16 protein-coding genes and 1 pseudogene are annotated in these 20,648 nt (G+C 70.7%); 10 read left to right on the top strand and 7 right to left on the bottom strand.

The genetic code is table 11. The features are described from left to right. Positions 1-306: 306 nt before the first annotated feature. A complete protein-coding gene (locus MJ607_RS01555; RefSeq protein ID WP_243073788.1) occupies positions 307-1,668 on the bottom strand; it encodes a threonine/serine exporter ThrE family protein in 1,362 nt (453 codons plus the stop codon). A 338-nt stretch (positions 1,669-2,006) separates the two neighbouring features. On the opposite strand from MJ607_RS01555, the pseudogene MJ607_RS01550 reads away from it, so the two are divergent. Beyond that, a pseudogene (locus tag MJ607_RS01550) lies at positions 2,007-2,393 on the top strand (DUF6855 family protein); the annotation flags it as partial. Positions 2,394-2,744: 351 nt separating this feature from the next. Here the strand turns inward: MJ607_RS01550 and MJ607_RS01545 are convergent. Then, complete coding sequence (locus MJ607_RS01545) at positions 2,745-3,089, bottom strand: ATP-dependent DNA ligase (RefSeq protein ID WP_243073786.1); 345 nt, start codon at positions 3,087-3,089, stop codon at positions 2,745-2,747. Positions 3,090-3,293: 204 nt separating this feature from the next. Between MJ607_RS01545 and MJ607_RS01540 the strand changes: the two genes are divergently transcribed. The 3 genes from MJ607_RS01540 to MJ607_RS01530 all read left to right on the top strand — a co-directional run bounded on the left by MJ607_RS01540 (position 3,294) and on the right by MJ607_RS01530 (position 5,601). After that, positions 3,294-4,229: a helix-turn-helix transcriptional regulator gene (locus tag MJ607_RS01540; RefSeq protein WP_243073785.1), complete on the top strand. Its 936-nt coding sequence runs from the start codon at positions 3,294-3,296 to the stop codon at positions 4,227-4,229. A gap of 68 nt (positions 4,230-4,297) precedes the next feature. Then, entirely contained in the window at positions 4,298-4,525 is a 228-nt protein-coding gene (locus MJ607_RS01535) for a DUF1653 domain-containing protein (RefSeq protein ID WP_243073784.1), read from the top strand. Between the two features lie 113 nt (positions 4,526-4,638). After that, positions 4,639-5,601 carry an LLM class flavin-dependent oxidoreductase gene (locus tag MJ607_RS01530; RefSeq protein WP_243073783.1) on the top strand — a complete coding sequence of 321 codons (963 nt, stop codon included), beginning with the start codon at positions 4,639-4,641 and terminating at the stop codon, positions 5,599-5,601. A gap of 31 nt (positions 5,602-5,632) precedes the next feature. Here the strand turns inward: MJ607_RS01530 and MJ607_RS20135 are convergent, their stop codons facing one another. Both MJ607_RS20135 and MJ607_RS01520 read right to left on the bottom strand, forming a co-directional pair. Continuing rightward, on the bottom strand, positions 5,633-6,583 hold the full coding sequence (locus MJ607_RS20135) for a helix-turn-helix domain-containing protein (RefSeq protein ID WP_243073782.1): 951 nt from the start codon (positions 6,581-6,583) through the stop codon (positions 5,633-5,635). Positions 6,584-6,625: 42 nt separating this feature from the next. Continuing rightward, entirely contained in the window at positions 6,626-6,958 is a 333-nt protein-coding gene (locus tag MJ607_RS01520; protein ID WP_243073781.1) for an ATP-dependent DNA ligase, read from the bottom strand. 437 nt (positions 6,959-7,395) lie between these two features. Between MJ607_RS01520 and MJ607_RS01515 the strand changes: the two genes are divergently transcribed. Continuing rightward, entirely contained in the window at positions 7,396-10,344 is a 2,949-nt protein-coding gene (locus MJ607_RS01515; protein WP_243073780.1) for a S8 family serine peptidase, read from the top strand. Positions 10,345-10,392: 48 nt separating this feature from the next. Here the strand turns inward: MJ607_RS01515 and MJ607_RS01510 are convergent, their stop codons facing one another. Together MJ607_RS01510 and MJ607_RS01505 are read right to left on the bottom strand one after the other, a co-directional pair. Further along, complete coding sequence (locus MJ607_RS01510) at positions 10,393-10,758, bottom strand: Lsr2 family protein (RefSeq protein WP_243073779.1); 366 nt, start codon at positions 10,756-10,758, stop codon at positions 10,393-10,395. Between the two features lie 103 nt (positions 10,759-10,861). Continuing rightward, positions 10,862-11,734, bottom strand: coding sequence for a LuxR C-terminal-related transcriptional regulator (locus tag MJ607_RS01505; protein ID WP_243073778.1), 873 nt, complete (start codon positions 11,732-11,734; stop codon positions 10,862-10,864). Between the two features lie 117 nt (positions 11,735-11,851). Here MJ607_RS01505 and MJ607_RS01500 point away from each other — a divergent pair, with 117 nt between their 5' ends. From MJ607_RS01500 to MJ607_RS01490, 3 genes are read left to right on the top strand one after another with little or no spacing between them, the layout of a single operon-like run. Beyond that, positions 11,852-13,792: an AMP-binding protein gene (locus MJ607_RS01500; RefSeq protein ID WP_243073777.1), complete on the top strand. Its 1,941-nt coding sequence runs from the start codon at positions 11,852-11,854 to the stop codon at positions 13,790-13,792. A gap of 56 nt (positions 13,793-13,848) precedes the next feature. Further along, on the top strand, positions 13,849-14,199 hold the full coding sequence (locus tag MJ607_RS01495; RefSeq protein ID WP_243073776.1) for a DUF485 domain-containing protein: 351 nt from the start codon (positions 13,849-13,851) through the stop codon (positions 14,197-14,199). Then, positions 14,196-15,857: a cation acetate symporter gene (locus MJ607_RS01490; RefSeq protein WP_243073775.1), complete on the top strand. Its 1,662-nt coding sequence runs from the start codon at positions 14,196-14,198 to the stop codon at positions 15,855-15,857. The genes MJ607_RS01495 and MJ607_RS01490 overlap by 4 nt, the downstream gene beginning before the upstream one ends. Positions 15,858-15,936: 79 nt before the next feature. On the opposite strand, the gene MJ607_RS01485 is transcribed toward MJ607_RS01490, so the two are convergent. After that, a complete protein-coding gene (locus tag MJ607_RS01485) occupies positions 15,937-16,482 on the bottom strand; it encodes a methylated-DNA--[protein]-cysteine S-methyltransferase (protein ID WP_243073774.1) in 546 nt (181 codons plus the stop codon). Positions 16,483-16,682: 200 nt separating this feature from the next. On the opposite strand from MJ607_RS01485, the gene MJ607_RS01480 reads away from it, so the two are divergent. Further along, on the top strand, positions 16,683-20,384 hold the full coding sequence (locus MJ607_RS01480) for an AAA family ATPase (protein ID WP_243073773.1): 3,702 nt from the start codon (positions 16,683-16,685) through the stop codon (positions 20,382-20,384). Continuing rightward, positions 20,371-20,556, top strand: coding sequence for a hypothetical protein (locus MJ607_RS01475; protein WP_243073772.1), 186 nt, complete (start codon positions 20,371-20,373; stop codon positions 20,554-20,556). The genes MJ607_RS01480 and MJ607_RS01475 overlap by 14 nt, the downstream gene beginning before the upstream one ends. The last annotated feature ends 92 nt before the right edge of the window (positions 20,557-20,648 follow it).

The raw sequence follows: 20,648 nt of genomic DNA, 5'->3' as shown, positions 1-20,648 counted from the left end.
CGTCACTCTCCGCGAACGCGTGCTGGAGCGCGTTCGGGAGGCCATCGCGAGTGCCCGTCTCGCGAAGCGTGTGGTTCAGCGCGCACAGGTCGGCGACGCAGCCGTCGGTTCGCCGCGGCTGCGGCCTGGCTTTCGTAGTGGCGTCCATGCCACACCTGCGCTAGCGCTGTAGGTCTTCTCGCCCCCAAGCGGCGAGAAGTATTCGGGTACCGAGACATCCCCGAAAATGTCCTGACGAGCCGGAGCATAGCGCTCCCACAGCCCGCTCGCGAGAGGGTCGGGCCACAGCGGCGAGATGGTGCGAGCTCAGAGTGCCGGTCGGCGCATCCGGTTCGAGAGGCTCGAGCCGGCCAGCACCCCGAGGGCGATGGCGACCATCGTCGTCACGGTTGCAATGAGGGATGCCGCTGCCGCAGAGTCGCCGCCGAGGGCATCGGCCACGCTCACCAGTCCGAGGGCTCCCGGAACGAGCAGCCAGAATGCGGGCGTGAAGCTCACGAGTGCCGCCGGACCGGACGGCTGCCGCGCGACCAGCGCGGTGACCGGAGTCACGCAGAGCGCCCCGATGAAGGCCGAGAGCACGCCCCCGACGAGGAGGTCTCCGAGCACCTGCGCGGCATAGGCGACGTACAGGACGAGCAGCATCCAGCCGAGCGAGCGGGGTGGCGCAGAGCGGTGCACGGAGATGGCCACACCGTACACCGCGACAGCGATCCAGGGCGCGACCGGCCCCAGCAGCCCCGGCCGCTCGCTGAAGTCGAGATCAGGCACGCCGACCACCGCGCCGGCGGTCACGATTCCGGCGCCCAGCAGGATGAGCTGCATGCCTCCCGCGGCCGCTCTTCCGGCGCCCGAGATCATGTGGCCCATCGACAGTTCGAGCACCGCGGTGGTGAGCAGTGCGCCGGGGAGCAGGACGACCAAGGGAGCGAGCAGTGCCGCCAGGATGCCGCTGCCCCACCCCGCTCGCAGCAGCAGGAACACCACGACCGCGACGAAGAACGCGATCGCGACCGTGATCAGCGCGCCGTACCGCCGGGGGACGCGCTCGCTCACGAGCAGTGCCGCCCCCACCACGAGTCCGAGCGCGGCGGCGAGCGACACGCCCGCCCAGGTCGCTCCGAGAAGCACGCACAGCGCCGCGCTCAGGCACGCGTAGCCGAGCACGCGCAGGACCGGTCCATAGCGCGGGGCCATCTGCCGGATGCGATCGATCCGCTCGACCGTGGAGCGCGGGTCCATGACGCCCGTGCGCGCGGCATCCACCGTCTTCTGCACTTCGTCGATCTGCGAGAAGAGCAGCTGGCCGTCGGAGCCCGCGACGGCACCGGTCTGATGCTGTCCTCCGCCTCGCGCCGAGACGAGCACGGCGTTCGGAAAGACCAGCACTTGGCTGTCGGGGAGGCCGTTGACGCGAGCGATGTCGCTGAGCACCTCCTGCACCGTCTCGACCGAGTAGCCCGCCTGGATCATGGCGCTCCCCATCGCCTCCGACGCCGCGAGAGCGGCGGCCGCGTCGGGCTCGTCCGTCGGGGTGACCGGCATGGCACCTGTGATCGTGGCCGCGCGAGCGCTGATCGCGATGTCTCGCACCGCCCGAGGGCGCACGGTCATCAGGATGACCGTCGCGATCACGAGCACGCCGGCGGCGATGAGCGGTGAGATCATGAGGCGCTTCTCACAGCCGGCGCCGCGCCTTGAACATGCCGCAGAGCCGCATCGAGGTCGGCGTTCGATCGCTGACGCATGGTGGATCCTCAGGATGGCGGGGCCATCGGGTCAGCCCTGCACACCGGCGACGATATCCGGGCGGCCTGCGGTTCTTGAGGGGCTTGAAGCGCTCGCGAGGTTGTGCACTGCTGCGCGCAGCAGTGCAGCCGCAGCGCGCGTCGATCGAGGCGCCCCTCTGCCGCGGCTCCCGCGTGCGGGCCAGACTGTACCCGTCCGACGGCGTCGAGAGGGGACGATCATGAGCGAGACATGGACCGGAGTGCACCGCGGCGGATCCGTGGCGGCTGCGCACAGCGCCGCTGTCGTCGGAGTACACGATGCACCGGGATGACGCATCCGATCCGCCGCTGCTCGTCTGTCAGGTGGGGAGCACGAAGCTGACGTACCTCGCGCGCGCGATCGAGGACCTGCACGAAGAGCTCGTCCGCCGCGGCGACTGGGTCGCCCTCGGCGCCGCCGACGAGCAGAAGGATGCTGCGCCGGACACCGTCGAGGCGTGGGGTCGCTCGGCCGACAACCCCGTCGGCGGGTGGTACGGCCAGCGGAAGGGCTATCTAGGTCGCTTCGGGATGTACCTTCCGCCGCTGCTCGAGGCGCTCGGGCTCGTCGAGCTGGAGCACAACGCGCGCAACAATCGCGTGCGGGCGGTGCCACCCCGCTGACCCGCACGCGACCCGACAGCATTCGCGGGCTGCGCCCGAGCTTCCCGCGACGCGGCGAGAAGCATCCCGAGCGGGAAGCACGCGCTCCGCGCCCGGCGCGGCCGAAGCGATGGAGCCCGAAGCGTCAGGCGGAGGAGGCGACCACGTTCCCCCAGCGGGTCGCCTCCTCCCGTAGAGTCCCCGCCTGAGGAGCGCCCTCCCAAGATGAGCGCTGCGATCGCGAAGCGACCGCCCGCCCCAGGCGGGGACGACGGTTTCGTGTGGGATGCCGCCCGAGCTCGACGGTCACGAGCCGCCCCGTCCGGCGCCTGCGGGCCGCGGCGAGAAGCTCCCGATGCCTGGATCGCGGGTTCACGCGACCGACGTCTTCTCGTGCCCGGGGGCTGTCGATGTCGGACGATCGGGAGGCTCCGGCACGAGGGTCAGCCCGGCGGGGGAGTTGGCCGCATAGGCGAGGGCTTCGATCCACGCGTGGTTGATGCTCGGGCGGCGCGAACCCTGGTACTTGAAGACGAGGGACGCGGAGGGATGCACCCAGATGGTCGTGCGGCCGCTGCCGACGCTCGCGTCGTCTTTCCACGAGAAGTGGAACGGCTCCCGGCGACGCAGCTTGGAGCCGATGACGAGCTCGAGGTGGGCCAGAGCGCGGTCGTCCAGATCGATTTTGACGCTGTTCTCGTAAGTGAGCTTTCCCATGCGCGCGCTCCTTCACGCGACCTCAGAGGATCCTGTTTCGACAGTACGCCGATATCCGCAGTGCGCAAGATCTATCCGATCGGCGGGCGGAGTCGGGCCCCTGCGCGGGAAAGGGATCCGCCGTGGCGCACGACCACATTGACGCGCGCGGCCGAGGCGTCGATGCTTGCGTACGAGGGGTACGGGCGGAGGGTTTGGGGCTCGATGACGCTGATCGATGAATCCGTGGCGTCGACGGATCTCGCCGAGGCCGAAACAGTGCTGCGCAGGGTGTATCCCCTCGCCGAGTTCCGTGAGTCCGCGACGCCGTTCGCATTCGCCCAGCACGTCCGCGGAGACGAGCGGGCCGTGCTGGCGCGCTTCTCGATCGACTCCTGGGCGGACATCCAGGTGGAGTTCACCGGGACTGTGGCGATCGGGCAGCTGATCTCGGGGCGCTACTCCGCCACGAGCAACGACGAGCCCCTCGACGTCGCATCGCCCTTCCTTTTCCGGCCGGGTCTGGGTGCGTCGCAGTCCGAGGGTCTCGACATCCACATGGTGAATCTGAGCCAGGGAGCGCTCGCGGAGTTCGCCGGAGCCTCGCGCGGGATCGAGCGGGCCCGTGTGCGAACGAACGGGACGGCGCCGGTGAGCGCGGATCGTGCCGTCACCTGGACGAAGACCGTCGAATTCGTCCGGGAGACCTTCGAGAACCCGGAACTGCTGAACAACGAGCTGCTGCGCCGCCCCGCCGTCTCGCTCCTGTTCGCGGCGGCTCTGAGCTGCTTCCCGATGGAGGTCACGGGATCCGAGACCCGGTGGGAGGGCGACGCCCTGCCCTCGGCCGTCCGTCGCGCCCTCGCCCACATCGACGAGCATCTCGCCGAGCCGATCGCGCTCGAGGACATCGCGGCGGCCGCGCGCCTGAGCGTCCGCGGTCTGCAGTCCGCGTTCCGCCGGTACCTCGATTCGACGCCGACGGCCGAACTGCGCAGAGCGCGGCTGTCCGCTGTGCGCGCGGACCTCGTGCGTTCCGACAGCAGTGTCGCGGATGTCGCGTCGATCGCGCACTCGTGGGGTTTCCAGCACCTCGGCCGCTTCGCCGGCGAGTACCGGGCGGCCTACGGCGAGCTGCCGCGGCGGACTCTGGAACGCTGACACCACCCAGCCCGCCGGCAGCCCGCGGCCGGGCCGGTCGCGGATGCCCGATGCCCTACCATCGCGGGATGACGCCATCGACTTCCGGCTCGATCGAGCCGGGGATCTACCAGCACTTCAAGGGCGAGCGCTACGAGGTCGTGGGCACGGGCCGCCACACCGAGTCCGGCGACGAGCTCGTGTTCTACCGGCAGCTCTACGGCGACTACGCCTTCTGGGTGCGGCCGGTCGCGATGTTCCAGGAGGCCGTCAGCCGCGACGGCTACGAGGGACCGAGGTTCGTCCGCATCGCATGAGGGGGTGGATGCCGCGCCGCCGGCGTCGGCGGCGTGAGCCATCATGGGACCGAGCCCGCCGCTGACGAGTCCTCTCGAGCCGTCTCGACGGCGGCCCGAACAGAAGGACGTCGATGACCTCTCTCCGCCACGGCATCATGCTTCCGCGCGACCTCGCTCCCGACCTCATCCTGGCGTTCGCCCGGGAGGTCGAGCGACTCGGATTCGACGAGGTGTGGGTGGTCGAGGACCTCGGCTTCCGCGGCGGCATCGCGCAGGCCGCGGCCGTGCTCGCCGCGACCGACCGCCTCACCGTCGGCATCGGCATCCTTCCTGCCGCTGTGCGCAGCGTCGCGTTCGAGGCGATGGAGGTCGCGACCCTCGCGCAGATGTTCCCTGGCCGCCTCGACGTGGGGATCGGGCACGGCATGCCGGGGTGGATGAGATCACTCGGCGTGTGGCCCGAGCGGCCGCTCGCGTTCCTCGCGCATCACGTCGAGACGCTGCGGGCGCTGCTGCGCGGCGATCACGTGGCCGTGCGCACCGAGGATCCGGATGACCTCGTCGCGCTCGATCCCGTCTCGGTGCCGGTCGTCGCGCCCGAGATCCTGCTGGGCGTGCGCGGGCCGAAGTCGCTGCGCGTCTCTGGGCGCGTCGCCGATGGCACGGTGCTCGCAGAGCCGGCCACGCCCGAATACGTGCGCGCCGCGATCGAGAAGATCGCCGCAGACGGCCCCCACCGCATCGTCGCGTACAACGTCGCCGCCGTCGCGGACGACGAGACCGAGGCGCTGCGGCTCGTCCGTCCTGCGGTCGAGTGGATCGGCGAACCCGACTGGGCGCCGCATCTCGCGCCGCTCGACATCGCCGAGGACTTCGCCGCACTGCGCAGCGAGTGCGCCGACCGTGCCGAGTTCGTCGAGCGGATTCCGGATGCCTGGCTGTCGCGCCTGACGCTCGCGGGAACGCCCGACCAGGTGCGCGCGAAGGTCGACGCCCTCGCCGCCGCCGGAGTGACGTCATCCGTCATGATCCCCGCCGGGCCGGACCCCATCGCCGCCTCGCAGTCGCTCGCGCGCGCACTGCCTGCGCGCTGACTCGCGGGCGGCCGCGGCGCGCGGCATCCGGTCAGCGTCGGAGGGTCTGCGACGGGTGCTCGCCGTACTCCATGAGGTACTGCTGCGCGAAGCGACCCGCGTGCGCGAACCCCCAGCGCTGCGCCGCGGCGCGCACCGTCAGGCCCGCCTCCGCCCCCGTGACGAGCTGATCGTGCGCGAGTCGCAGGCGCAGCCGGCGCAGGAACTGCGTGGGGGTCATGTCGAAGCGCCGCCGGAAGGCATCCTGAAGCGACCGCGTCGTGGTGCCCGCGGCGATCGCTATGTCTCCCACCGTGATCGGCTCGTGCGCGTGCTCTTCCATGAAGGCGATGGCGAGACGGATGCTGCGGTGCTGGGGTCCCCGATCCGCGCGCGTGTCGAGCTCCGCGATGGGGAAGGACGTGAGCAAGGAGATCGCCGCGTGCCGCACGATCTGCGCGCGGGCGAGCGAGGTCGCTCCCCTCGCGGGCTCGTCGATCAGAGCGGCTTCGAGCGTCGCGAGAGCCTCGGCCGCGAGGAAGGGTCGCCGGCGCTGCCCATTGATGCCGTCGAACCGGAACGTCACCTCGGGTGCTCCCGTGATCGACTGCACGACCTCGCGCAGGTACGCGCAGTCGAATCCGGCGGTCCGCAGCCGCGAACCCGAGAATTCGACGCGCATCTCGACGCCGGGCGGAACGATGAACGGCACAGCACCCGAGCCGCGCTCGTCGCCCACTCTCCAGCGGTGCCGCCCGCGCACCGCGTGCGCGATCATGACGTCGGGGAAGGAGTCGGTGCCCGACCGGCATCGTCCGCTGAATCGCAGTGCCGCGATCGACATCGTGGCGTCCTCGACCGCCGACATCGCGTAGCCGAAACCGCGCTGCGGGAGCACCGTGAGGTCCATCTCCGTGCCGTACAGCTCGCTCATCGAGCGCTGCGCGTCGTCGACGCTCGCGGTGCGGACCGACCTGTGGCGTACCGCGTCGGCATCCGTCACGGCCGGGCCCCTCGTGCGGCGGTCAGTTCGCCGAGCGGCGAGTCATGCGGGGTCGAGAGCTCCGTCGGCGTCCGGGATGTCGGGCGGCTCGGGTACGAGGTGCAGGCCGTTGGGCGAGTTGGCCGTGTACATGAGCGCGTCGAGCCAAGCCCGGTTGAGCCGCGGCGTCCGGCTGCCGTGGAAGCGGAAGAGGAGGTGCGCGTGCGCATGCACCCAGACACTCGTCCGCCCGCCGCCGGTGGCGAGATCGCCACGCCACGAGAAGTAGAAGGACTCGTTGCGCCGAAGCTTCGTGCCCACCACGATCTGCAGGTGCGCGAGCGCGCGGTCGTCGAACTCGACGCGCGTCGTCTCCTCATAGATGAAACGTCCCATCGATCCTCCGACCACAGGTTGCCCCAGGCGTGAGCGGCGGCCGCGGAGACGATCCACCATGCGCGACGACGATCCACGACGCGCAGCGGCTCTCGGCGGCGAGCCGACGTTCGGGGCTCGCCCGAGAGGTGTCGCAGGGCGGTGGAGCGTGGGTGCATCGGTCTCCTCAGGCGGGAAGGGGCCGACACACTGTGCCTCCGTCGGCGCGCCCCTGTCGAAGGGCTTGACGGACGCAGACCGGCGCGACTACGCACCTCGCCGCCGCGCAGTTCCACCCATGGCCGTCACTGACGTGGGTGATGCGAAGTTTGCGCGATCCAGCATCTCGGTGCCATGCTCGCCCCAGCGGCAGACGTCCCCAAGACGCCCCCACCGCCACGGCTCCATCCCGCACCACATGCTCCACCTCGTGCTGTTCCACATGTGACAGGAGTGCGATGTCCGTCTCGCCGTTCGTCCGCCGCGCCTACCTCTCCCTCGGCGTCGCCGCAGCGCTCGCGATCTCTGCCGCGGCCGCGCCCGCCGCTGCGCAGCCCGCGCCGCAGGCCGCGGCATCCGCTCCCCTTGCCGCCTATGAGGCCGGAACCTACATCGTGCGCCTCGACGCGCCCGCGGTCGCGGCCTATCTCGGCGGCATCGCAGGGCTTGCCGCGACGGCGCCCGTCGCGGGAGCGCAGCTCGACGTCCTGACCGACGCCGCCAAGAAGTACCGCGAATACTTGACGGTGGCGCAGAGCCGCATCGCGGGCGCGGTCGGGGCGAAGATCGCGTACTCCTACACCGTCGCCTTCAACGGGTTCAGCGCGAAGCTCTCGGCCGCGCAGGCCGCCGCGCTCTCGGCGTTGCCGGGGGTTTCTGCGCTCGACCGCGACGAACTGCGGCACAGGACGGTCACGACGGGCACCGACTTCCTCGGGGTGCCCGACGCGTGGCAGACCGTCGGCGGCGCGACGGAAGCCGGCAAGGGCGTCGTGGTCGGCGTCATCGACACGGGCATCGCCCCCGAGAATCCGTCGTTCGCCGGAGCGGCGCTCGGGACGACCGCGGGAACCGAGCCGTACCTCGTGGGCAACGAGGTGGTCTACGCGAAGAAGGACGGCGGCACGTTCCGCTCGGCGCGCGTGACGGGGCCGCAGTGGGACGGTGGCGACTACTCGACGAAGGTCATCGCGGGCCGGTTCTACGTCACGGGCTTCGGCGCCGTCGCCTCGAGCGACCCCAAGTCTCCGCGAGACGTCGAGGGCCACGGCAGCCACACGGCCTCGACGGCGGCCGGCAACGGCGGCATCGCCGTCGCGGTGACGGATGCCGCATCCGCGACGATCACGGGCGTGGCCCCCGCCGCGAAGGTCGCGATGTACAAGGCGTGCTGGACGAACTCCGACGGTGCCGGCGGATGCGCCTCGTCGGACCTCGTCGCGGCGATCGACCAGGCCGTCGCCGATGGCGTCGACGTCATCAACTTCTCGATCGGCGGGGGTCCCTCGCCGACGCTCTCGCCCGAGGACCACGCGTTTCTCGGCGCGGCGTCTGCGGGTGTCTTCGTCGCGGCCTCGGCGGGCAACTCGGGTCCGGGTGCGACGACGCTCGACCACCCGTACCCCTGGTACACGACAGTCGCGGCGAGCACGCTGCCGTTCGACGTCGCGACCGCGACGCTCTCGACGGGACTGCAGGCGCCGGGCGCCAGCACGACCGTCGTGGATCCCGTGACGGGGCCGCTCGTCTACGGCGGCGATGCCGGGTCCGCGCTCTGCGCGCCCGGGGCGCTCAAGACGGCGCAGGTGACGGGGCGGATCGTGGTGTGCGACCGCGGCGAGATCGGCCGCGCCGACAAGTCCGCCGCCGTCGCGCAGGCGGGCGGGATCGGCATGATCCTCGTCAATAAGCAGACCGATTCGCTCGACCTCGACGCGCACTCCGTGCCGACGATCCACGTCCAGGCCGACCTGCGGACGCCGCTCATCGACGCCTCGCGCGCCGCGGGGACGACCGCGACCCTCACGGCGACCAACCCGACGGGCTACAACCCGCCGACTCCGCAGATCGCGGGCTTCAGTTCGCGCGGACCCGTCATCGCCGACGACCTCGACGTGCTCAAGCCGGATGTCGCGGCCCCCGGCACGGGGGTGCTCGCGGCGATCCAGAACGCGTCCGGCGGCGGCGCTCAGTACGGCTTCATGTCGGGCACGTCGATGGCGGCGCCGCACGTCGCGGGCCTCGGGGCGCTGTATCTGAGTCTGCGTCCGACGGCTCTGCCCTCCGACATCCGCTCGGCGCTCATGACGACCGCCACGAACACCGTGAAGGCCGACGGGTCGGCCGCGACCGATCCGTTCGCGCAGGGTGCGGGACAGGTCTCCGCCCGGACGTTCCTGAACCCCGGGCTCGTCTACCGCAGCACGCAGGCGGACTGGATGTCGTTCCTCGCGGGCGCGGGGTACTCGCTCGGCCCCGCCGCGGCGATCGATCCGAGCAACCTCAACCAGGCATCCATCTCCATCGGCAGCCTTGCGGGCACCCAGACGGTGACGAGGTCCGTGACAGCACTCACCGCGGGGACCTACACCGCGAAGGTCAGCGGGATGTCGGGGGTCGCGACGACCGTCTCGCCGACGTCGCTCACCCTCGCGGCGGGTCAGACGAAGTCCTTCACGGTCACCTTCACCCGCGGATCGGCGGCTGCAGGCAAGTGGTCCACGGGCTTCGTGACGTGGACGGGTGCGGGAAAGACCGTCCGTGCGCCGATCGCCGTCCGCCCGACCGTCGTCGACGCGCCCAATGCCGTCTCGGGCACGGGGCGCACGGGCTCGCAGATCGTCGAGGTCACGGGAGGGGCGACCACCAACCTGAGCCTCACGGGCACGACGCTCAACCGCAGCACGTACCTCAAGAACTCCGCCGGAACCGCGAAGGGTGCGTCGGGCGTCATCAAGACGGGTGAGCAGGTCGCCTACACCTTCTCGGTGCCGTCCGGCACGAAGCTCACGAGGGTGACCCTCGAGTCGTCGGCGGATGCCGAGCTGTGGGTCGCCGCGACACGGACGTATCTCGGGATCATCCCGGTCGGCGACCCCGTGTCGCGGTCGAGCTTCGGACCGAGCGAGACGCTCGACATCGCGACGCCCACCAGCGGGACGTGGGTGATCTACGTCATCGCAGATCGCGCCGCACCCGGGACGACCTTCAACCTGTGGGCGACCAATATCCGCACGAGCGGTTCGCCGCTCACGATCACGCCGACGACGCTTCCGCTCGCGCCTGGCGTGAAGACCTCGTACACGGCATCGTGGTCGGGTCTCCAGGCGAATTCGCGCTACGTCGCCTACATCAACAATGGGACGTCATCGAACCGCACATTCCTCACCGTCAAGACGGGAGGCTGAGCGGCCGAGGGATCGCGGCGGGGGCGAGCCCGTCGCGATCCGGAATGGTCAGTGGGCGGCTTCGTAGGCTTCGAGGACGGATGCCGGAATCCGGCCGCGCTCCGAGAGCGTGTAGCCGTTGTCCTTGGCCCATGCGCGCACAGGGCCGTAGTCCTGCTGTCCCGTTCGGCGGCGCTTGCGCGCATCCGCGGACGAGGAGCCGCCGCCGCCTCGCGAGGGGCGCCCTGCAGAGACGCGCCGCGCAGCGGCGATGTAGGAGGTGAACGATTCGCGGAATTCCGCGGCGTTCGCGTCGGTGAGATCGATCTCGTAGGCGACGCCGTCGAGCGAGAAGAGGACGGTTTCACCCTCTCCCACCTCGAGGACGCTTCCGTCGAGATCGTCGACGAGCTGATGCACAATTCTTCGGGCCATAATGCGACTTTACGCCAGAATGTCGCTCGGCACTATCCAAGAAAATGCCGGCGCGACAATTCTGGGAGAACGCTCAGCGCATTTCCGCGATGAATAGCGGGGATTAGGGGAGCAGCCTCAGACGACGCGCCTTCGCCACCGCCGCATGGCGGGTCGAAGCATCAAGTTTCGCCATCGCAGCCTGCAGATACGACTTGACCGTCGCCTCTTTCAAGGACAGCGTGCGACCGATCTCGGCGTTCGTCGCGCCGAGCGCCGCGCACGCGAGCACATCGATCTCGCGCGGTGAGAGCCGGATGGCGGATTCCGGCTCGGAGGCGTCGGCGACGGGCTCGCCGGACAGATGAGCGAGCCGACGCTCGAGCATGCCGAGCCGTTCACGCAGTGCCGGGTCGGTCACATTCGCCGAGATGCTCCGCAATTCCGCGTAGCTCTCGCGCAGCTCCTCGAGCTGGGCGGGGTCGATGGCGGGCGCGGGCGCTTCGGCCTGGACCCGCCCGAACGACGTGACGCGCTTCTCGACCTCGTCGCGGATGCGCAGCTCGGTCGCGAGTGCCTCGGCGATGCGGAATCCGGGAGCCGCGACGACATCCCCGACGTTCCCGTCGACCCATGATCCGCCGTAGAGCACGCCGCGCGCACCGCCGTCGACGACGACGGGGACCGCGAGCAGCGCCGAGATCCCCTCGCCGAGCACGTGGCCGTCGTAGTCGTGGGTGATCTGCCGCGACGTGCCGTAGTCGTTGGTCATCCGCGGCCGCAGCTCTGTGACGGCGCGGCCGCCCAGACCGCGGTCGCGGCGCACGACGAGACCTTCGAGACTGCGGGTGCGGCTGCCGTGGATCGTGGTGATCCGCACGCCGTCCTCGGTCGCGAATCCGCCGAAGACCACGGGAAAGCTCGTGTGCTGCGCGAAGTCCCGAAGTGCCCCGGCGAGCAGCTGCGCCTCGGATGCGCTCCATGGCTGCGTGACCACCCGCTACCTACTTTCGGGGGTGACGGCCCTGTCGCCGCCGTTCGTAGCGTCGACCCTACCATCGCGGGGATCGGCGACGATCGCCGCGAGACATCCGGTTTCGAGGGAGAAACGCGAATGACGGCATACCGAGACGAGTGGCGCAGAAGCCTCGACGAGCCCGAGGCGTTCTGGCTCGAAGCCGCGAGCGCCGTCGACTGGACATGCGCCCCCGCCCGTGCGCTGACGACACGGGAAGACGCGTGGACGTGGTTCCCGGACGGGGCACTGAACATGAGCGTCAACTGCCTCGACCGGCACGTGGACGCGGGGCGAGGCGGCGCCATAGCGCTGCGGTACCACTCTGCGATGACGGGCACGAGCAAGGACTACACCTACGCAGAGCTGCGCGACCGCGTCGCAGGGTTCGCGGGCGCCCTGCGCGGGCTCGGCGTCACGCGCCGGGACCGCGTGCTGCTGTACCTGCCGATGACACCGGAGGCGGTCATCGCGATGCTCGCGTGCGCACGTCTCGGCGCGATCCACTCCGTCGTGTTCGGCGGGTTCGCCGCGACGGAGCTCGCCGTGCGCATCGCCGACGCGCGACCCAGCGTGATCGTGACGGCATCGGGCGGGCTCGAGCCCGGCCGCATCGTCGAGTACCTGCCGATCGTGCAGAAGGCGCTCGAGGCGACCCCGGGAATCGTCTCGACGGTCGTCGTGCGAGACCGCGCCGCCGTGCCTGGGTCGGCCGACGAGATGACCGGGAGCGTCGACGGCGTCGCGTGGCGCGACTGGGATCGCCTCGTCGCCGCGGCGGAGCCCGCCGATCCCGTCCCGGTCGTCGCATCCGACCCTCTGTACGTCCTCTATACGTCGGGCACGACGGGCAGCCCCAAGGGCGTCGTGCGCGACACGGGCGGCTACGCCGTCGCGCTGTCCTGGGCGATGCGGAACATCTACGACATCGGCCCCGGCGACACGATGTTCACGGCATCCGACGTCGGCTGGGTCGTCGGCCACTCGTTCATCGTCTACGGACCCCTGCTCGCGGGCGCCACGACGGTCCTCTTCGAGGGCAAGCCGGTGGGGACTCCCGATGCCGGTGAGTTCTGGCGCATCGTGCGCGACTACCGCGTCAAGGCGATGTTCACGGCGCCGACCGCGCTCCGCGCGATCCGGCGAGTGGACCCCGAGCTCGACGAACTCCCGGACGGCGCGCTCGACTCGCTGCGAACGCTCTTCCTCGCCGGCGAGCGCCTGGACCCCGAGACGTGGCACTGGGCGAACGACGGACTGCGCGTCCCGATCGTCGACCACTGGTGGCAGACCGAGACCGGATGGCCCATCTGCGCCATCCCCGTCGGGATCGAGGCGCTCGCGCCGAAGGCGGGCTCGACCGCCGTGCCGATGCCGGGGTACGACGTCCGGATCGTCGACGGCAAGGGCCGCGACCTGACCGGCACGGGCGCGGACGGGTCGACCCCCGAAGGCAACATCGTCCTGCGGACGCCGCTGCCGCCGGGCGCGCTCACGGGTGTGTGGGGGAGCCCTGAGCGCTTCCGCGACTCGTACCTCACGGCGTTCCCCGGGCACTACGCGACGGGCGACGCGGGCCACATCGACGAGGACGGCTACGTGTTCGTGATGGGTCGCACCGACGATGTCATCAACGTCGCCGGCCACCGCCTGTCCACGGGATCGCTCGAAGAGGTGCTCACGATGCACCACGCCGTCGCGGAGTGCGCCGTCATCGGCGTGCACGACGACCTCAAAGGCCAGCGGGCCGCCGGCTTCGTGACCCTCAAGGCGCACGTCGAGATCTCGCACGACGACCTCGAGCGCGAGCTGGTCGCCCTCGTGCGAGAGCACGTGGGCCCCGTGGCGGCCTTCCGCGACGTGACGGTGCTCGACCGACTGCCCAAGACGCGCTCGGGCAAGATCCTGCGCAAGACCATGCGTCAGATCGTCGACGGCGAGCCGTACAAGATTCCCGCGACCATCGAGGATCCCGCCGTCCTCGATGGGCTGGCCGATGCCGTCCGCGGCGCCGCGCCCGCCCCACACAGCGCGCGCTGAGGCGCGCCGTCCACGGGGTGCACCGGTGCACCCGAGAAACAGGCAAGGAGGCCGACATGACCGACAGCACGACCGACACGGTGCCGCCCGGCGACATCGATTACATCGCAGAGGAGCGCTCGCCCCGCTTCGTCGAACTCAAGCGCACGCACCGTTCCTTCGTCTTCCCGCTCTCGATCGCATTCCTTGTCTGGTACTTCGCGTACGTGCTGCTCTCGTCGTTCGCGCCGGAATTCATGGCGCAGCGCGCGTGGGGCTACATCACCGTCGGCCTGCTGCTGGGCCTCGGTCAATTCGTCACGACCTTCGCGATCACCATGTGGTACGTCTGGTACGCCAACCACCGGCTCGACCCCATCTCCACCGAGATCCGCGAGGACCTCGAGCGGCAGGAGGCACAGGCATGAGCGCCCTTCGACAAGCTCAGGGAGCGTGGGCGGCAGAGGGACCGTGGGAGACGGTGCAGGCCACGGTGACGACGGTCGAGAACAACCCCGTCCTCAACATCTCGATCTTCGCGGCGTTCGTCGCGGTGACGCTCTTCATCGTCATCCGCGCGAGCCGCAACAACAAGACGGCCGCCGACTATTACGCCGCAGGCCGTTCGTTCACGGGGCCGCAGAACGGCTTCGCGATATCGGGCGACTATCTCTCGGCGGCATCCTTCCTCGGCATCACGGGTGCCATCGCGATCAACGGCTATGACGGATTCCTCTACTCGATCGGCTTCCTCGTCGCTTGGCTCGTCGCGCTGCTGCTCGTCGCCGAGCTCATGCGCAACACGGGCAAGTTCACCATGGCCGACGTCCTGTCGTTCCGGCTCAAGGAGCGGCCCGTGCGCATGGCGGCGGCCATCACGACCCTCGCCGTGTGCTTCTTCTATCTGCTCGCGCAGATGGCGGGGGCGGGCGGGCTCGTGTCGCTCCTGCTCGGGATCGACGACCAGGTCGGTCAGTCGGTCGTCGTCGCGGTCGTCGGCCTGCTCATGATCGTCTACGTGCTTGTCGGCGGGATGAAGGGCACGACGTGGGTTCAGATCGTCAAGGCCTTCCTGCTCATCGGCGGGGCCGTCGTCATGACGATCTGGGTGCTCGCGATCAACGGCTTCAGCCTCGACGCACTGCTCGCCAATGCCGTCGACGCGTCATCGACCGACCCGAAGGACGCGATCCTGGCGCCGGGCCTGCAGTACGGCCACAATCCGTGGGACTTCATCTCACTGTCGATCGCGCTCGTCCTCGGCACGGCGGGCCTGCCGCACGTGCTCATGCGCTTCTACACCGTGCCGACCGCGAAAGAGGCTCGTCGTTCGGTCGTGTGGGCGATCTGGCTCATCGGGCTCTTCTACCTGCTGACGCTCGTGCTCGGCTACGGCGCGGGCTACCTCGTCGGGCCGGACGTGATCAAGGCGGCGCCGGGCGGCGTCAACTCGGCAGCTCCGCTCCTGGCCAACGCGCTCGGCGGACCGCTGCTGCTCGGGTTCATCTCGGCGGTCGCCTTCGCGACGATCCTCGCGGTCGTCGCGGGTCTCACGATCACGGCGGCGGCTTCGTTCGCGCACGACATCTACGCGAACGTCGTCAAGAAGGGCAACGTCCCCGCCGACGGCGAGGTCAAGGTCGCGCGTCGCACGGTCATCGTGATCGGCATCCTGGCGATCCTCGGCGGCATCGCCGTGCAGGGGCAGAACATCGCGTTCCTCGTCGCGCTCGCCTTCGCGGTCGCGGCATCCGCCAACCTGCCGACGATCCTCTACTCGCTGTTCTGGCGGCGGTTCACGACGCGCGGCGCGGTGTGGAGCATGTACGGAGGCCTCGCGGCAGCGATCATCCTCATCCTGCTGTCGCCGGTCTTCTGGGGGACCGAGACGAGCGTCTTCAAGAACACGGGCGTCGCGATCTGGCCGCTCAACAACCCGGGCATCGTGTCGATCCCGCTCGGGTTCGTGCTCGGCTGGCTCGGCTCGGTCGTGTCGCACCGCGACTCGGAGAACAAGCGCCGGGCGGCCGAGATGGATGTGCGGTCACTCACGGGCTACGGGGCCGAGAAGGCGACGGAACACTAGGCGCCGGACGTCCTCTGCCTGAAGATGCGGCCCCGGCCGGACCCGTGGGGGATCCGACCGGGGCCGCTGCACGGACGGCCTACACGTCCGCGGTCTTGCCGCTCGGCACGACGGGGGGATCCACCGGGCCGCGCTCGAGGTCGAGGAGGAACTGCTTGACCTCGGGCCTGCCGCCGTATTCGCCGAGCGATCCGTCGGCCCGGACGACGCGGTGCACCGGGACCACGATCGAGAAGGGCGTCGTCGCGCACGCCGTCCCGACGGCCCGCGCCGCGCCGGGGCTCCCCGCCGCGATCGCGACCTCGCCGTACCCGGCCGTCTCGCCGTACGGGATGTCGCACACCGCCTCGAGCGCGGCACGACGGAAGCCGTTCGCCAGTCGCCAATCGAGCGGCACGTCGAACTCCCGTCGCTCGCCCTCGAAGTATTCGTCGAGCTGCAGGTCGACGTCGCCGCCGGCCTCCTCGTCGGGGACGGGTACGGAGTGCAGCTGCAGCGCGACGCGCGCGATCTCGGCGTCGAGCGGGCCGTCGAAGGGATGGAGGGTCACGATGCCCTCGGGGCCCGCGACGATGAGGATCTCACCGACGGGGGAGGGATGCACACGGAAGGCGATCTCGGTCATGCGACCATCCTGGTGCCGCGGCGCGCACGGCCGGCGGGAAGCCTTCGGACTGGGGATGACGCGCCGCTCTGGGGGCCTGGGGAGGAACCGCTGATCACCCGGCGTGTCGCCAATACCGCGAAACTCGGACCGGCAACCGGCCTCCCGCGCGGGGGCCGCATACGCTGGCTCGTGTGTGGCGAGCAGAAGGAAGCGCCGTGATGGGCGCGGAAGACCATGTGCCCGCGGCACCCGTGACCCCTGGTGACCTCGGGCTGTCCGAACCGGGAGTGACCGTCGTGCACATCGCAGAACCCGAACGCGATCGACTTCGCAGTGAGCTCGCGACGCTGGGCGGCAGGTCGACCCTGCTGCACTACGCGGACAACGCGGATGCCGGGATCGAGATCACGCAGGCTCATCCCGGAAGCCTGCCGCAGTTCATCACGGGCCGCTCGACGCTGCTGTCGAACCTCTTCCGCGACGAGGTCGCGCTGCGCTCGGCGCGCATCGCCGCCGAGCGGCTCACCGCCAAGAACGTCGAGCTGCGCACGGCGCGGGGCCTCGACGCCGTGCGCCTCGGCGTAGGACTCGCCTCCTGGAGCATCGGCGGAATCGCGTGCACCGCGCCGGTGCTGCTGCGTCCGCTCGCGATCCGCCGCCACCACGCCGACTTCGAGCTCAAGCTGCACGGCACCATCACGGTGAACCCCGAACTCGTGCGCGCCCTCCGCGCGCACTTCGGCATCGAGGTCGACGGGGCGGCCCTCGCGGCGCTCGCCTCGGACGCCGGCGTCTTCAAACCGCAGCCCGTCATCGATCGCCTGCGCGCGCTGACGGCGTCGATCGAGACCTTCACTGTCAAGCCGCGCCTCGTCGTCTCGAGCTTCGGCGATGTCGGCGAGCCCATGGCCCGCGACGCCGTCGACCTCGATCACCCGATCCTCAACGCGCTCGCGGGGCACCACGACGATCGCGAACGGCTGACGATGCTCCGCGAGGTGCCGCAGCTCGCGAATCCGGACGAGCGGGCCCCGGCATCCGATCTCCTCCTTCTCGACGCGGACGCGGAACAGGAGCGCGTCCTCGCCCGCATCGCCACCGGTCATTCCCTCGCGATCCACACGCTCCCCGGCACCGGCGGCACGCAGACGGTCATCAACGCCGTCGGATCGCTTGTCAAGGACGGCAAGCGTGTGCTCGTCGTGAGCGCGCGACGCTCGACGCTCGAGGGCGTGCGCCACAGGCTCGCCGGCATCGGGCTCGCGGGCCTCGCCGTGTCGCCCCGAGATCTGCAGCGCGACCTCATCAGGGCCATCACGCGCAACGAGAAGGCCGAGCAGCCCAAGATCTCCGACATCGACGACGCGCTCGTGCGTCTGCGCGGCGTCCTGCGCGACTATCGCGGCGCCGTCGGCAGGCGCCACGAGTCCCTCGGGGTGTCGATGCTCGACATCCTGCGCACCCTCACGACCCTCGCGTCGCGCGAGCCCCGGCTCGAGACGGCGGCGCGCTTCGACCTCGCGACCCTCGAGCGCCTCGCACGCGGACGAGCCGATGCCGCGGCGACCCTCGCGGCCGCCGCGCGGCTCGGCGAGTTCCGGGTCGGTCCGGGGGAGTCGCCCTGGTACGGCGTGAGCTTCGCGACGACCGAGCAGGCGCGCGCCGCCCACGGACTCGCGGGGACGCTGCACCGCCGTGACGTCCCTGGCCTGCTCGAGCGCGCGTACGAGCTCATCGCGCAGACGCGCATGCGGCCCTTCCGCACGATCACCGAGCTCGGCGTGTACCTGCGCCTGCTCCAGGGCATCCGCGATTCGCTCGACCGGTTCAGCCCGACGGTCTTCGAGCGGCCTCTCGGCGAACTCATCCAGGCTCACGGGCCGCGGCGCGACGCGCCCGACTTGAGTGGCACGCGGCGCCGGCACCTGCGCCGGCTCTCCCGGGAGTATGTGCGTCCCGGCGTCCACATCGCCGACATGCACGAGGCTCTGCTGCGCGTGCAGCAGCAGCGCGCCGAGTGGCAGCGGCACGTCGATGTCGGCGTCGTGCCGGAGGTGCCGCTCGGCCTCGCCGACGTCCACGTCGCGTGGCAGCGCGTAGAAGCGGATCTCTCCGCCCTCGACGGGATCCTCGGCCGCCCCGCCGATCAGCGCTTCGCGGGGCTGCCGATCCCCGAGCTCGTGCGCACGCTCGCGGGCCTCGCAGCCAAGTCGGACGTCTTCGACAACCTCATGGAGCGCGCGTCGCTGCGCTCGCAGCTCGCGGCGCTCGGGCTCGAGCCGCTGCTCATCGAGCTGTCCGTGCGGCACGTCCCCGAAGAGCAGGTCGGCGACGAGCTCGAGTTCGCATGGTGGCAGTCCGCACTCGAGCACCTGCTGCGCAGCGACCGCGCGCTCCTGGGAGCGAACACCGCCGTCGTCGACCGCCTCGAGCGCGACTTCCGTCTCGTCGACGAGGCGCACGCCGCGGCATCCGGTCCGCTTCTCGCGGCTCAGCTCGCGACACAGTGGCGTATCGCGATCGTCGACGAGCCGGACGAGGCCAGGGCCCTCAAGCGCGCGCTCAAGGACGGCGTCTCGGATCCCGCGCTGCTCGCCGCCGTCGCGCCGACCCTCCTGCGGACGCTGGCGCCCGTGTGGCTCGCGTCGCCCTACGACGTGCCCTCGATTCCGGATGCTCCGTCCTTCGATGTCGTCGTCATCGCCGATGCCGGGGCGCTGTGCCTCGCCGAGGCCGTCCCGGCGCTGCGCCGGGCGCGGCAGGTCGTCGTCTTCGGCGACCCCGTGACGCAGAAGCCGACGCCGTTCCGCGTCGCGGCGGGTCCCGCGCGCTCCGACGAGGGCGATGAGACCGAACCCTTCGACGAGACGAGCGTCTTCGAGCGCCTCGCCGAGCTGCTGCCCGTCGAGACCCTCACCCGCAGCTATCGCGCCGGCGGCGAGGACCTCGCGCGCCTCGTGAACGACGCGTTCTACGGCGGCGAGCTCGTGTCGCTGCCGTGGGCGGGCTCGTACCTCGGCCGCGGGAGCCTCGGCGTCGACTACGTCGAGGGCGGCATGGGCGCTCCCGACCCCGTGACGGGAGCGGTCGAGAGCCCCGACGCCGAAGTGAGCCGCGTCGTGACGCTCGTGCTCGAGCACGCGATCAACCGCTCGTCCGAGTCGCTCATGGTCGTGACGGCGAGCGCCAAGCACGCCGAGCGCGTGCGAGCCGCTGTCGAGAGCGCCTTCTCAGGACGATCGGATGTCGCGGACTTCGTCTCGCGCGACACCGCAGAGCCCTTCGCGGTGCTGACGCTCGAGGAGTCCGTCGCCGAGAGCCGCGATCGCGTCATCTTCTCGCTCGGCTTCGGGCTGACCCGCCATGGCCGTGTGCTGAGCGACTTCGGAGACCTCTCGACGCCCGATGGAGACCGTCTGCTGACGGTCGGGATGACGCGCGCACGCCGCTCGATGGTCATCGTGTCGTCGATCCGGCCCTCGGCCTTCGACGACGGTCGTCTCGACTACGGCGCGGCGACGCTCATGTCGATCCTCGGGGGCATCGCTGCCCGCGCGCGCGAAGCCCGACTCGAGGACCTCGCCGATCCGCTGACCCGTGCGCTCGCGCACGAGCTGCGCGCTCTGGGCGTCTCGGTCGACGTGCACTACCGGGGACTGCTCCCGCTCGTCGCGCAGCACGACGGCAAAGCCGTCGTCGCCGAGATCGACCCCGAGACGGTGGGGGAATCGCTGCGCGAGTCGCTGCGCCTGCGCCCGCAGATCCTGCGGCGCCTCGGCTGGCACTACGTGCGCGTGCACGCGTTCGACCTCTACAGCGACCCCGCGGGCGTCGCGGCGCGGATCGCCGCGCTGCTCGGGGTCGCGCCCGAGGCCGTGACGGCGCAGACCGACACGCAGCCGTTCGATGTCCTCGAGTGATCGCCAGCGCGTCGAGCGCGTGCCCGGCTCGCGCCGCGCAAAGCTGACGCCGGCACCGGGCACGTCGGAGGAGCCCGTCCCCGCGGACGACGAGGTGCAGGATGCGGCATCCGTCCCCGCCGACGGTCCGAACGACGAGCGCCTGCGGCGCGACGTCCCGCCGCACTACTGACGCGCCTCGCTCCTTCGCTCGCGCGCTCGCCGGTACGGCCAGCGGCCCCGCGGGCTCGCGGGCTCGCGGGCTCGCGAGGCGCGGCGACGCGG

The sequence above is a fragment of the Microbacterium sp. SS28 genome (genome assembly GCF_022761035.1).
In the GTDB taxonomy this organism is placed as follows: Bacteria; Actinomycetota; Actinomycetes; order Actinomycetales; family Microbacteriaceae; genus Microbacterium.
Note: the sequence above shows the minus strand (reverse complement) of the source record. Positions and strands in the feature narration are given on the sequence as shown.